Origin of the sequence: Pseudomonas sp. LLC-1 (genome assembly GCF_002992185.1) — a bacterium.
GTDB classification, from domain to species: domain Bacteria; phylum Pseudomonadota; class Gammaproteobacteria; order Pseudomonadales; family Pseudomonadaceae; genus Aquipseudomonas; species Aquipseudomonas monteilii.
This window is the reverse complement of record NZ_LUVY01000008.1, coordinates 172,500-184,678: the sequence shown is the minus strand read 5'-3', so window position 1 is coordinate 184,678 and position 12,179 is coordinate 172,500. Positions and strand designations below refer to the sequence as shown.

Below are 12,179 nucleotides of genomic sequence, written 5' to 3'. Positions count from 1 at the left end.
CACGCCGTGCATCTTGTCCAGAAGTATTAATCCCGGAGCACTGCCATGAACCGCACAGCGCAGTTTCGCAGTTTTGCCGAGTTCTATCCGTACTACCTGGGGGAACACAGCAACCCCACCTGCCGCCGCCTGCACTTTGTCGGCACCAGCCTGGTGATTGCCTTGCTGGCCTATACCATCGGCAGTGGCAAGTGGTTGCTGTTGCTGGCCGTGCCACTGTTCGGCTACGGCTTTGCCTGGGTCGGGCATTTCTTTTTTGAGAAAAACCGGCCGGCAACCTTTACCTATCCGCTTTACAGCCTGATAGGGGATTTCGTGATGTTCAGGGATATCCTGCTGGGCAAGATCAGCCTGTAAGCATCAGGGCTGCACAGCAGCCCTCTATGCCGGTTCTCGCATCGCCGCGGCTACCTGCGCTTCCCGTGCCTGGGCATCCGCAAGGCGGTACAGCTCGATGCTGCCATCCCAATGCTCGATCAGCGCCGTGCACGACTCCACCCAATCGCCGCAATTGAGGTACTCCACCTCGCCTACCTTGCGGATTTCAGCGTGATGAATGTGCCCACACACCACACCGTGAAAACCACGTCGGGTGCACTCGTGGGCAATGGCATCCTCGAAGTCGCTGATGAAGTTCACCGCGCCTTTCACCTTGTGCTTGAGGTACGCCGACAGTGACCAGTAGCCATAGCCGTACCGCGCACGCCAGTGATTGAGCCAGCGGTTAAGCACCAAGGTGAACTCGTAGGCGCGGTCACCGAGGAACGCCAGCCAGCGGTGGTAACGGGTAATCACGTCGAACTGGTCGCCATGAATCACCAGCAGCCGGCGACCATCAGCGGTCAGGTGCTCGGCCTCGTCCACCAGCTGGATATTGCCCAGTATCAGCTTGGAGTAACGGCGCAGGAATTCATCATGATTGCCGGTGACATAGATCACCTCGGTACCGCGCTTGCTCATGGTCAGCAGCCGGCGGATCACGTTGGTGTGGGCTTGTGGCCAGTAGATACCGCCGCGCAGCTTCCAGCCATCGATGATGTCGCCGACCAGGTACACCCGGTCGGCCTGGTAGCCCTTGAGGAACTGCGACAGGTGCTCGGCCTGGCAGTCGCGAGTGCCCAGGTGCACGTCGGAGATCCACAGGGTGCGCACACGTTGCTTGCGCGAGGGACGGGACAGTTCGGCATGGGTCATGGGCAGGCTCCGGCGCAGTTTGCTGGAGACTGGCAGGCGCGCGTGACAGCGCCGTGGCAAAACGGTGACGAGTGATGGTGTGCAGCGAATGAGGCACAATGGGCTTCTGCCCTGCGAGGACCTCCCATGACCGCCGGCCCGATCCTCTCGCTGCGCCATTACCGCGACAGCCTGATCGCCCACAGCCACGAACACCCACAACTGGTGTTCGGCCTGCGCGGCCGCCTGGAGTTCGAGGTGCAAGGGCAAGGCGCCGGTATCGATCGGCAGGGGCTGGTCGTGGTGCCGGCCGGCGCGCACCACACCTGTGCCAGCGACGGCGGCAGCCACTGCCTGGTGCTCGATGTGCCCGGCGAGCAGTGGTTGCACGAGCAGTTGGGCGAGCATGCCGATGCCAGCCGCCGGCTGCTCGACTGCCCTGCCGCGCTGGGCCTGGACGACCGCCAGCAGCAGTTGGTGGACTGGTTGGCGGCCAGCCCCATGGACGACCCGCTGATTGCCCGGCAAGGCGCGGCGCTGCTGCTGGCCAGCCTCAACCCCAGCGCAGCAGCCAGCGTTACCGCCAGCCGGCGCCTGCCCTATGCGGCCTTCGATGCGCATATCGAGCAGCATGCCGCCTACCCGCTGCAGGTGGCCGACCTGGCGCGGCTGGCCGGGCTTTCCAGTGCCCGGCTGCATGCGCGATTCATGGCGGAGTGTGGCATGACGCCGATGGACTACATTCGCCAGCGACGCTTGCTCAAGGCGCGGCGGCTGGTGACACACACCTTGTTGCCGATGGGGGAGATTGCCGCGCAGGTGGGTTACAGCTCGCAGAGTGCGTTTTCGGCGGCGATGTTGCGGGCATTCGGGTGTACGCCTTTGGCGTTGCGGCGAGAGCCTGGCGATAACTGACAGCAGTCTTGCGACAGAACGGGTTTGCCTGAACCTATACACTTTGCCTGTACCGGCCCTTTCGCGGGCACGCCCGCTCCCACAGGCACTTCACTGCTTTCGGGACTTGTGCAATACCTGTGGGAGCGGGCGAGCCCGCGAAAGGGCCGGCACAGCCATTAGAGATCTTGAGCAAGGACCACCATGAACCACCGCACCGCCCTCGGCGCCCTGCACATTGGCGCGCTGTTCTTCGGCCTGACCGGCGTCTTCGGCAAACTGGCTGCCAGCGCCAGCCCGGCAATCATCGTGTTCGGCCGCGCCGCCTTCGCCGTGCTTGCCCTGGCCCTGTTCGCCAGCCTCGCCGGCCCGGGCTGGCAACGCCTGAGCAGTCAGGACATCCGCCGCCTGCTGCTCGGTGGTGTGCTGCTGGCCGGCCATTGGGTCAGCTTCTTCATCGCCGTCAAAGTCGGCGGCGTGGCCATCGCCACCCTAGGCTTCGCCAGTTTCCCGGCGTTTACCGTCATCCTCGAAGGCTTGCTGTTCCGCGAACGCATCCGCCGCAACGAGGCCGTGCTGGTACTGCTGGTCAGCATTGGCCTGGTCTTGGTCACACCGGCCTTCGATCTGGCCAGCGAAGCCACGGGCGGCCTGCTCTGGGCACTGTTTTCCGGGTTGCTGTTCTCGCTGCTGTCACTCACCAACCGCGCAGGCTCCGGGCGCTTGCCTGCGGTTCAGGCTGCGCTGTGGCAAAACCTGGTGGTGGGCCTGTGCCTGCTGCCCTTCGCAGCAACGGGCCTGGCAGACGTGGCACCCATGGACTGGCTGTGGATCGCCCTGCTCGGTATCTTCTGCACCGGCGTGGCGCACAGCCTGTTCGTCGCCAGCCTGGCGGTGATCAAGGCGCGCACCGCCGCGGTGGTATTCGGCATGGAGCCGGTCTACGGCATTGCCGTGGCCTGGGTCGTGTTCGCCGAAACCCCCACGCTGCGCATGCTGCTGGGCGGCGCGCTGATCATCTTCGCCATCGTGCTGTCCAGCCGCCTGGCCGCCGAGCAGCCGCCCAAGCAGCCACTGCCCGAAGGTGCGTGATCAGCGGTCGTTATGGCCAAGGTCACGCTGAGGGTCGATCTGGTCGCGCACCCGCTGCTTCAGCACCTTGGCCTCGGGGAAGCCGCCGTCGGCCTTACGCTCCCAGATCTGCACACCATTGCAGGTGATGCGGAAGATACCGCCGGTGCCCGGCTCCAGCGCCACCCGGCCAAGGTCGTCGGCAAAGGTGCTGAGCAGTTCCTGGGCCAGCCAGGCGGCACGCAGCAGCCATTGGCACTGGGTGCAATATGTGATGACGATTTCCGGCTTGCTGTCGGCCATGGTGGCGCATCTCCAGGTAAGGGGCCGCTTATACTAGCGGTCTTTAGCCCACGGTTTGAGACTCACGATGCGCCGTTTGCTGTTCTGCTTTCTGCTCACCCTCACCAGCCTCACGGCAATTGCCGCCGAACCGGCCAGGCCCAAGGTCGGGCTGGTGTTGTCGGGTGGCGCGGCCCGTGGCCTGGCCCATATCGGCGTGCTCAAGGCCCTGGAAGAACAAGGCGTGCGCATTGACGCCATCGCCGGCACCAGCATGGGGGCTGTGGTCGGCGGGTTGTACGCCTCCGGGTACAGCGTCGAAGAGCTGGAAAAGCTCGCCACCACACTGGACTGGCAACAGGCGCTGTCCGATGCCCCACCGCGCAAGGACGTGCCGTTCCGGCGCAAGCAGGATGACCGCGATTTCCTCGTCAAACAGAAGCTCAGCTTTCGCGACGACGGCAGCCTGGGCCTGCCGCTGGGGGTCATCCAGGGCCAGAACCTCGCGCTGCTGCTGGAAAGCAAGCTGGCGCATACCGCCGACACACGCGACTTCGACAAGCTGCCCATCCCCTTTCGCGCCGTGGCCACCGACATTGCCAGCGGCGAAAAAGTGGTGTTCCGTCGCGGCCACCTGCCCCAGGTAATCCGTGCCAGCATGTCGATCCCCGCCGTGTTCGCCCCGGTCGAACTGGAGGGTCGCCTGCTGGTGGACGGCGGCATGGTCGACAACATCCCGCTGGACGTGGCCCGGGAAATGGGCGTGGACCTGGCCATCGTGGTCGACATCGGCACCCCGCTGCGTGACCGCAAGCAACTGGCCACGGTGGTCGACGTGCTCAACCAGTCGATCACCCTGATGACCCGGCGCAACTCGGAAGAGCAACTGGCCAGCCTGCACCGCGACGATATCCTCATCCAGCCTTCGCTGACCGCGTTTGGTGTAACCGACTTCGGGCGCGCCCGGGACATGATCGACGCTGGCTACCGCGCCACCTGCCTGCTCGACCCGCGCCTTGCCAGCCTGCGCCAGCCCGAAGACAGCAGCCTGGCGGTGGCCCGCTCGCCACGTCAGCGCACACCGGTGATTACCGCAATCCGGATCGAGAACGACTCCAAGGTCAGCGACGATGTCATCCGTTCCTACATTCGCCAGCCGATCGATGCCCCGCTGGAACTGGACCGCCTGCAGACCGACATGGGCACGCTGTACGGCCTGGACTACTTCGACCGGGTGCAGTACCGCGTGGTGCACAAGGGCGACGACAACACGCTGGTGATCAATGCCCGCGGCCGACGCGGCGGTACCGACTACCTGCGCCTGGGCCTGAACCTGTCGGACGACCTGCGTGGCGACAGCGCCTTCAACCTGGGTGCCAGCTACCGGGTCAACGGCATCAACAGCCTGGGTGCCGAATGGCTGACCCGTGGTCAGATCGGTGACCAGCAAGAGCTGTACAGTGAGTTCTACCAACCGCTGGACGTGGGCTCACGCTACTTCATCGCACCGTACCTGGACTTCGGCTCGCAGAACATCGAAGCCACCCTGGACAACGACCCTATTGCCGAGTACCGCCTGGAGCGCTACGGCTTTGGCCTCAACGTTGGCCGGCAGATCGGCACCAATGGCGAAGTGCGCCTGGGCGTGGGCAAGGCGTGGGGCGAGGCCGAGGTGCGCATCGGCGACCAGGACCTGCCCAAAGTCAGCTTCAACGAAGGTTTCTACGAGCTGAAGTACTCGTTCGACACCCTCGACAACGTGTACTTCCCCCACAGCGGCGAAGACATAGGGCTGACCCTGCGCAAGTACGACAAGTCGCTGGACTCGGACCAGGATTATCGGCAGTGGTTGTTCAACCTGGACAAGGCCATCAGCAGCGGGCCGAACACCTTCGTGCTGGGCGGGCGCTACGGGCGCACGCTGGATGACGCCGAAGTGGTGACGTCGAGCTTCGTGATCGGTGGCGCGCGGCAGCTGTCAGGGTTCCGCCAGGACTCGGTGTCGGGGCAGAACGTGAGCCTGATGCGCATGGTCTACTACCGCCGGCTGACGCCACGGGCCTACGTGCCGCTGGACTTCCCGCTGTACATTGGCGGGTCGCTGGAACGTGGGCGGGCGTGGAACAACGACAATGCGTTCGACAGCGGGTACATCAATGCGGCGAGTATCTTCCTGGGGCTGGAGACGCCGCTGGGGCCGCTGAACTTCAGCTATGGCACCAACAGTGCGCATGAGCAGGCGGTGTATTTGAACCTTGGGCATACCTTCTAGGGCCTCATCGCTCTCGGGATCGATTAGATCCCTGTAGGAGCGGCTTTAGCCGCGAAGAATGCAACGCGGTGCATGGCACCGGCTCCGCCGGTGTTCGCGGCTAAAGCCGCTCCTACAGGGACATCGCCAACTTTAAGCCCCAATGGCCCTCAGGATTTTTCCAGGTTGGCCAGGATCTTCGCATGCACCCGCATGCACACCTGCAAGTCCGCCTCGTCCACCCCGGTAAACAGCTCCACCCGCAGTTGATTGGCGATGGTCTCGATCTGGTCGATCAGCGGCTTGGCCGGCGGGCACAGTACAATCTTCTTCGCCCGCCGGTCCTCCAGCACCGCCTGCCGACGTACCAGCCCTTGCGCCTCCAGGCTGTCGAGCAGGCGCGCCAGGGTCGGGCCTTCAACGCCCACGCTCTGGGCCAGCTCACGCTGGGTCGGGGCTTCTTCGAAACGGGCCAGGTGCAGCAACACCAGCCAGCGCGCCTGGGACAGGTTGAGCCCGGCCAGGCGGCGATCCAGTTCGGCACGCCAACCCCGGGACATCTGGGCCAGCTGCATGCCAAAGCGGTGTTGGTTGTCGGTCAGGGGCATAAGCAACTCATTGAATAGATCTAATTATTAGGCAGCTAACCATGGCCGGCGCCACGAGGCAAGGCTCGGGCACGCTGGTGTGTTCGATAATCGTCAAAAAGCATGACAAAGGTCAGCAGATGGCGCTTCTGCCTTCGATCCTGCCGCCGCTTACAGCTCGAACTCCGCCGCCAACGCGGCGCGCACGCAATACAGCACGCCCTCCGGCACCCGGGCGCCGAACAACGGCGCAATGGCCGAAACCGCTGGCAGCTCGCCTTCGCCATCCAGGAAGGCGTCCTGCACTTCCATCAGCAGGTCTTCCGGCAGGTCGAGGGCCTGGTCCAGGCTCAGTTCCTGGCGGCCCAGTGCCTCGGCCAGCAGGCTATACACGTTCTTCTCGCTGCAGTTGAGCTGCCCGGCGATCTGCGCCGGCGTCATGCCGGCGCGCGCCAGGCTGACCAACTCGTGGCGCAGGTCGAGCACCACTTTCGGCGCCTCGTCGGTGCCGCCACTGTTGTTCAGCACTTCGAGGAATGCCTGGCCATAGCGCTCCAGCTTTCGCGCACCCACGCCGCTGACCTGGGCCATGTCGCTGAGGCTGACTGGCTGGCTGCGCAGCATTTCCAGCAACGTCGAGTCGGGGAAGATGACGTAGGGTGGCACGCTGTGCTCCTCCGCCAGCTTGCGCCGCAAGGTACGCAGCGCTTCCCACAGCTCGCGCTCTTCGGCACGCACCAGCTGGCTGGCCGGGCTGCCGCCGCTGGACGACGACGCCTTGGCCGTGGTCTGCGGCTTGAGGTCGCGGCGCAATTGCAGGGTGACCTCGCCACGCAGCAGCGGCCGGCAGCTGTCGGACAAGCGCAGGCCGCCATAGCCCTCCAGGTCGATATCAACCAGGCCGCGCGCCACCAGTTGGCGGAACAGCGAACGCCACTCGACCTCGGCCAGGCCCTTGCCGACGCCGAAAACCGACAGCTTCTCGTGGCCGAAATTGCGTACCTTCTCGGTGTCCTTGCCCAGCAACACATCGACCAGGTGGCCGACGCCATAGCGCTGGCCCGTGCGGAACACCGCCGACAGGGCCTGGCGGGCCGGCTCTGTGGCGTCCCAGGTCTGGATCTTGTCGACACAGTTGTCGCAATGCCCGCAGGGCTGTTCGAGGGTTTCGTCGAAATAGGCCAACAGAGACTGGCGGCGGCAGCGGGTTTCCTCGCACAGCGCCAGCATGGCATCGAGCTTGTGCTGCTCGATGCGTTTGTGGCGCTCGTCACCTTCGGAGTTCTGCAGCATCTGCTTGAGCATCACCATGTCCTGCAGGCCGTAGGCCATCCAGGCATCGGAGGGCAGGCCGTCACGGCCGGCACGGCCGGTTTCCTGGTAATAGGCCTCAAGCGACTTGGGCAGGTCGAGGTGGGCAACGAAGCGCACGTTGGGCTTGTCGATGCCCATGCCAAACGCAATGGTGGCGACCATGATCAGCCCTTCCTCGTTGAGGAAGCGGTGCTGGTTGGCCGCGCGCGTCTCGGCAGCCAGGCCAGCGTGGTACGGCAATGCCGGGAACCCTTGGTCACAGAGGAAGGCGGCGGTTTCGTCGACCTTCTTGCGCGACAGGCAGTAGACGATGCCTGCGTTGCCACGGCGCTCGCCCAGAAAGGCCATCAGCTGCTTGCGCGGCGCTTCCTTGGGCACGATGCGGTAGAAAATGTTGGGCCGGTCGAAGCTCGACAGGAAGCGCTCGGCGCCTTGCAGGTGCAGGCGCTGGACGATTTCCTCGCGGGTTCGCATGTCGGCGGTGGCGGTCAGCGCAATACGCGGCACATGCGGGAACAGCTCGGCCAGCTGGCCCAGTTGCAGGTACTCGGGGCGGAAGTCGTGGCCCCATTGCGAGACGCAGTGGGCTTCGTCAATGGCGAACAACGAAATGTCCAGGTCACGCAGGAAGTCGAGCATGCGCGGCTGCACCAGGCGCTCCGGCGCCAGGTACAGCATCTTCACTTCGCCACGGCGCAGGCGCCCGGCCAGGTCACGCTGCTGCTCAGGCGTCAGCGTGGAGTTCAACGCAGCCGCCGCCACGCCCAGCTCGTCAAGGGTGGCAACCTGGTCATCCATCAGCGCGATCAGCGGCGAAACCACCACCGTCAGGCCCGGGCGCAGCAGCCCCGGTACCTGGAAGCACAACGACTTGCCGCCGCCGGTGGGCATCAGCACCAGGGCATCCCCGCCATTGGCCACGCATTCGATGATTGCTGCCTGGCGCCCTCGGAAACTGTCGTAGCCGAAGATGTCCTTGAGAACGCGCTGAGCCTGTTCGAGCATGTGCAACTCCAAATCGCCGTACCATCCTGGAAACAGGCTGGACGAAAAACCCGCCCCGCACACGCCAAAAGCGTAAGCGGTTTTTGCCAGGCGACCGGTAAACCCTGCCCCTGGATGAAAAACCGCGGAGTATACCGCAGCACCGCACCGCGCAGGGCACCACGGTGATAGACGTTCCCTTTGCCCCGCTGCCGCTGCAAGGTGCTAGAATTCGTTATCGTTTATTCCCCAAGGTAGCCCTGTAATGTCCTTCGCCGAGCAACTGACCCGCCTGCAAGCCTTCCTCGACGCCGACGAGCTGCACGAAGAAGCGCTGGACTATGTCGCCGCACACGGCTACCTCACCGCCCTGTCGATCAACGCCGAGGATGTACCGGAGCGCGAGTGGATCGACGCCCTGTTCGCCGAAGAGCCGCACTACAGCAGCGATGCCCAGCGCACCGAAATCGAGGCGACGCTGGTTGCCCTCAAGGCGCACATCGCCCGCCAGCTGGCCAGCGACGACGAATTCGAACTGCCATGCGACCTGGACCTGACCGACGAGCCGGACGATTCCGACCTGCGTGGCTGGTGCATCGGCTTCATGGAAGGCGTGTTCCTGCGTGAAGAAGCCTGGTTCGAGAACGCCGAAGAAGAAGTCAGCGAGATGCTGCTGCCAATCATGGTCGGCTCGGGCCTGTTCGACGAACAGCCAGAGTTCGCCGACATCGCCAGCAACGCCAACCTGCAGGACGACATGATCGTACAGATCCCCGAAGCGCTGACCGCGCTGTTCCTGCTGCTGCACGCCCCTGACGAAAAACCGGCGCTGCTCAAACCACGCCACCACTAATCTGCCTGTGCGCTACCTGCTGCTGGCCATCGGCTGGCTCAGCGTTGCGCTGGGGGTGTTGGGGATTTTCCTGCCGGTACTGCCCACCACCCCCTTCCTGCTATTGGCGGCAGCCTGCTTTGCCCGCAGCTCGCCGCGCTTTCACCACTGGCTGGTCGACCACCCCAGGCTCGGGCCGTGGATTCGCGACTACCTCAGTGGTGAAGGCATTCCCCTCAAGGGCAAGGTCTACGCCATCGGCCTGATGTGGGCCAGCATTGGTCTATCGTGCTACCTGGTTCCCCTCTTCTGGGCGCGCACATTCATGCTGACAAGCGCCGTGCTGGTCAGCCTGTATATCCTCAGACAGAAAACCCTGCACAAGCCGAAGTGACATTTTTTTGTCGCCAAATATCACTTTCGCCTAACGGATATTTCCTTTATTTAGAATAATTCTGGAACCGCACGAAAGCCTTGCAGACACTGGCTTTGGAAGCGATACGCGCATTCGCCATCAGCACTTATTGGCTTTCTTGTTAGAAAATAAAGATCTTATATATCAATTTGATATGAATAAATCTTCTTACATATCACGTTGAATGTACTTAGCTGTGTTGTTAAAAACCTGCAACACTATACGCGATAACATTATCGTCATTTTTTTGGCGAGCAGCAGGATCAATTCCAGGATCAGGGAGATGTACCATGCGCGTTTTGAACCCCATCACCAGTGCATTACTGTTGGCCCTGGCGAGTGCCAACGTACAGGCGATGTCGATCACCGAGGCCGTCCAGAGCGCCGTGGACTACCACCCACAAGTCAGCTCCAACCGCAACAGCAAGCTGTCGGCCGATGAGGACGTGAAATTTGCGCGTGGTGGCTACTACCCTTCCGTGGATTTGGTCGCTGGCTATGGCCGCCAGCGTTCGGACAACACCACTACCCGTGCCGAGGGTAACCACAACAAGGAAACCCTCAACTACACCCAGTCCGAGCTGCGCCTGCGGCAGATGATCTTCGACGGCTTCAACACCTCGAATGAAGTGGGCCGTACCGAGGCAGTCTCCACCTCCCGTGCCTACTACACCCAGGCCGTTGCCCAGGATGTCGCCTTGCGTGCCGTGGAGGTGTACCTGGAAGTGCTCAAGCGCCGCGAGCTGGTAACCCTGGCCAAGAACAACCTGCAAGCCCACCTGCGCGTCAACGACCAGATCGGCCTGCGTAACGAGCGCGGCGTTGGCAGCACCGCCGACCTCGACCAGTCCCGCGCACGTCGCGCCCTGGCAGAAAACAACCTGGACACCGCCGAAGTCGACCTGGCCGATGCCGAGGCCAACTTCTTCAGCGTGATCGGCCGCGCCCCGGACGAGCTGGAAAGCCCGCAGACCATCAAGGCCGAGGTGCCTGAAACCCTCGACGGCGCCCGCGACAGCATGCGTCAGAACAACCCCTACATCAAATCTGCCCAGGCCGACGTCAACGCGGCCGAGCAGCAGTACGAAGTCGGCAAGTCGACTTTCTACCCGCGCTTCGACGCCATTCTGGCAACCGGTGCCAACAACAACACCGGCGGCGAGAAAGGCCACAACAACAACGACTGGCAGGCCGGTGTAGAGATGAACTACAACCTGTTCCGCGGTGGCAGCGACAAAGCCCGCCTGCAGTCTGACGCGCACAAGATCAACCAGGCCCTGGACATCCGCAACAACGCCCTGCGTGAGCTGACCGAGAACCTGAGCCTGGCATGGAACGCCATGAACAACGCCAGCAAGCAGCTGCCGACAGCGCGTGAATACGCCGAGACCACCAAGCGCGTACGTGCTGCCTACCAGGACCAGTTCGGCCTGGGCCAGCGTACCCTGCTGGACGTGCTGGACAGTGAAAACGAGCTGTACAACGCCGACCGCCGCTACACCGAAGTACGTTATACCGAGGAGTTCTCGCGATACCGCGTGCTGGCGACCATGGGTGAGTTGCTGACCAAGCAACATATCTCGCTGCCGCCAGAGGCGCTGGCTACCACTGAGGTACGCACCGAGGCGCGCCTGCCCGAGATGCGTTGATCGGATTTGAGATTCGGGGGCCGCTTTGCGGCCCCCAGCCCTCACTCGGTACCATGGTTACGCAGAAACGTCTCCATCCCCATCGCCTTGATCTGCCCCTCGATCAACGCCTCGAAAGGCGCCAGCAGTGCATCGAAGCAGGCAGGCTGCTCCAGCGTATTCAATGCCCCCACCACCGCCTCGATCGTCGACAATGCCCCCGCTTCCGGCGCTTTGCGCAGCCGGTAACGTGAAGGCGTAACGGCCCCCAAGGTCACTCTCGGCAACCCCTCCAGCAACGGATTCATGTACAGCAGCTTGCGCGCCTTGCGCCAGGTGCCGTCGGGCACGATCAGCAGCAAGGGTTGATCTTCGGCTTCGCTACACGCCGAGAGCACCTGGGCGTCGTCACCCGGGAATAGCAGCGCCGGGCGGTAACCGGGCGTCGCCAACAGTTCACTCAAGTCCTCGAACACCTCTCCAATCCGCAACTCGGCATTGTTCAGGCCAAGGGCAGCAAGACGTGCGGTATTCAGGGCATGGGCGGTTTCACTGGGGTGCTGCAGCAGGATGACGCGGGTGCGGCTGTCGAGTGCGGGGATCAGTGGGCAAAGGCAATGGTCGAGCGGGCGCTGGCAGCGCTCGCAACGGGGTCTGGGCATGGGGTTCTCCTTGGCGGAGACAGTTTGCCACAGAAACGGGGCCCGCTTTGCGGGCCATTCGCAGGCAAGCCAGCTCCCACAGGTAC

At 63.4% G+C, this 12,179-nt stretch carries 12 protein-coding genes; 7 read left to right on the top strand and 5 right to left on the bottom strand.

What is annotated here, in order from left to right:
* Positions 1–45 precede the first annotated feature (45 nt).
* Positions 46–357, top strand: coding sequence for a DUF962 domain-containing protein (locus A0O30_RS07355; RefSeq protein WP_016711872.1), 312 nt, complete (start codon positions 46–48; stop codon positions 355–357).
* Between the two features lie 24 nt (positions 358–381).
* On the opposite strand, the gene A0O30_RS07350 is transcribed toward A0O30_RS07355, so the two are convergent.
* Complete coding sequence (locus A0O30_RS07350; protein WP_016711873.1) at positions 382–1,194, bottom strand: UDP-2,3-diacylglucosamine diphosphatase; 813 nt, start codon at positions 1,192–1,194, stop codon at positions 382–384.
* 126 nt (positions 1,195–1,320) lie between these two features.
* On the opposite strand from A0O30_RS07350, the gene A0O30_RS07345 reads away from it, so the two are divergent.
* Together A0O30_RS07345 and A0O30_RS07335 are read left to right on the top strand one after the other, a co-directional pair.
* On the top strand, positions 1,321–2,088 hold the full coding sequence (locus tag A0O30_RS07345) for an AraC family transcriptional regulator (protein WP_105946038.1): 768 nt from the start codon (positions 1,321–1,323) through the stop codon (positions 2,086–2,088).
* A gap of 183 nt (positions 2,089–2,271) precedes the next feature.
* Positions 2,272–3,159, top strand: coding sequence for a DMT family transporter (locus tag A0O30_RS07335; RefSeq protein ID WP_105946037.1), 888 nt, complete (start codon positions 2,272–2,274; stop codon positions 3,157–3,159).
* Here A0O30_RS07335 and A0O30_RS07330 read toward each other — a convergent pair whose 3' ends face one another.
* On the bottom strand, positions 3,160–3,441 hold the full coding sequence (locus A0O30_RS07330; RefSeq protein ID WP_003259082.1) for a SelT/SelW/SelH family protein: 282 nt from the start codon (positions 3,439–3,441) through the stop codon (positions 3,160–3,162).
* 67 nt (positions 3,442–3,508) lie between these two features.
* Here A0O30_RS07330 and A0O30_RS07325 point away from each other — a divergent pair, with 67 nt between their 5' ends.
* Entirely contained in the window at positions 3,509–5,692 is a 2,184-nt protein-coding gene (locus A0O30_RS07325) for a patatin-like phospholipase family protein (protein ID WP_105946036.1), read from the top strand.
* Between the two features lie 149 nt (positions 5,693–5,841).
* On the opposite strand, the gene A0O30_RS07320 is transcribed toward A0O30_RS07325, so the two are convergent.
* Positions 5,842–6,279 (bottom strand): MarR family transcriptional regulator, encoded by a 438-nt coding sequence (locus A0O30_RS07320; protein ID WP_016711876.1) that lies wholly within the window; start codon positions 6,277–6,279, stop codon positions 5,842–5,844.
* A 150-nt stretch (positions 6,280–6,429) separates the two neighbouring features.
* Positions 6,430–8,577: a DNA helicase RecQ gene (gene recQ / locus A0O30_RS07315; protein WP_105946035.1), complete on the bottom strand. Its 2,148-nt coding sequence runs from the start codon at positions 8,575–8,577 to the stop codon at positions 6,430–6,432.
* A gap of 244 nt (positions 8,578–8,821) precedes the next feature.
* Between recQ and A0O30_RS07305 the strand changes: the two genes are divergently transcribed.
* The 3 genes from A0O30_RS07305 (at position 8,822) to A0O30_RS07295 (ending at position 11,452) form a co-directional block, all read left to right on the top strand.
* Positions 8,822–9,409 carry a YecA family protein gene (locus A0O30_RS07305; protein ID WP_105946034.1) on the top strand — a complete coding sequence of 196 codons (588 nt, stop codon included), beginning with the start codon at positions 8,822–8,824 and terminating at the stop codon, positions 9,407–9,409.
* Between the two features lie 7 nt (positions 9,410–9,416).
* Positions 9,417–9,782 (top strand): YbaN family protein, encoded by a 366-nt coding sequence (locus tag A0O30_RS07300; protein ID WP_105946033.1) that lies wholly within the window; start codon positions 9,417–9,419, stop codon positions 9,780–9,782.
* A 311-nt stretch (positions 9,783–10,093) separates the two neighbouring features.
* Positions 10,094–11,452: a TolC family outer membrane protein gene (locus tag A0O30_RS07295; protein ID WP_105946032.1), complete on the top strand. Its 1,359-nt coding sequence runs from the start codon at positions 10,094–10,096 to the stop codon at positions 11,450–11,452.
* Positions 11,453–11,493: 41 nt separating this feature from the next.
* Here the strand turns inward: A0O30_RS07295 and A0O30_RS07290 are convergent, their stop codons facing one another.
* Positions 11,494–12,093: a tRNA-uridine aminocarboxypropyltransferase gene (locus A0O30_RS07290; RefSeq protein WP_105946031.1), complete on the bottom strand. Its 600-nt coding sequence runs from the start codon at positions 12,091–12,093 to the stop codon at positions 11,494–11,496.
* Between the last annotated feature and the right edge of the window lie 86 nt (positions 12,094–12,179).

What these genes read in the sequence shown, in the direction of transcription:
- A0O30_RS07355 (WP_016711872.1), top strand. Translation starts at nt 46, where the DNA reads ATGAACCGCACAGCGCAGTTTCGCAGTTTTGCCGAGTTCTATCCGTAC.
- recQ (WP_105946035.1), bottom strand. Translation starts at nt 8,577, where the DNA reads ATGCTCGAACAGGCTCAGCGCGTTCTCAAGGACATCTTCGGCTACGAC.
- A0O30_RS07290 (WP_105946031.1), bottom strand. Translation starts at nt 12,093, where the DNA reads ATGCCCAGACCCCGTTGCGAGCGCTGCCAGCGCCCGCTCGACCATTGC.
- A0O30_RS07320 (WP_016711876.1), bottom strand. Translation starts at nt 6,279, where the DNA reads ATGCCCCTGACCGACAACCAACACCGCTTTGGCATGCAGCTGGCCCAG.
- A0O30_RS07350 (WP_016711873.1), bottom strand. Translation starts at nt 1,194, where the DNA reads ATGACCCATGCCGAACTGTCCCGTCCCTCGCGCAAGCAACGTGTGCGC.
- A0O30_RS07335 (WP_105946037.1), top strand. Translation starts at nt 2,272, where the DNA reads ATGAACCACCGCACCGCCCTCGGCGCCCTGCACATTGGCGCGCTGTTC.
- A0O30_RS07305 (WP_105946034.1), top strand. Translation starts at nt 8,822, where the DNA reads ATGTCCTTCGCCGAGCAACTGACCCGCCTGCAAGCCTTCCTCGACGCC.
- A0O30_RS07325 (WP_105946036.1), top strand. Translation starts at nt 3,509, where the DNA reads ATGCGCCGTTTGCTGTTCTGCTTTCTGCTCACCCTCACCAGCCTCACG.
- A0O30_RS07345 (WP_105946038.1), top strand. Translation starts at nt 1,321, where the DNA reads ATGACCGCCGGCCCGATCCTCTCGCTGCGCCATTACCGCGACAGCCTG.
- A0O30_RS07330 (WP_003259082.1), bottom strand. Translation starts at nt 3,441, where the DNA reads ATGGCCGACAGCAAGCCGGAAATCGTCATCACATATTGCACCCAGTGC.
- A0O30_RS07295 (WP_105946032.1), top strand. Translation starts at nt 10,094, where the DNA reads ATGCGCGTTTTGAACCCCATCACCAGTGCATTACTGTTGGCCCTGGCG.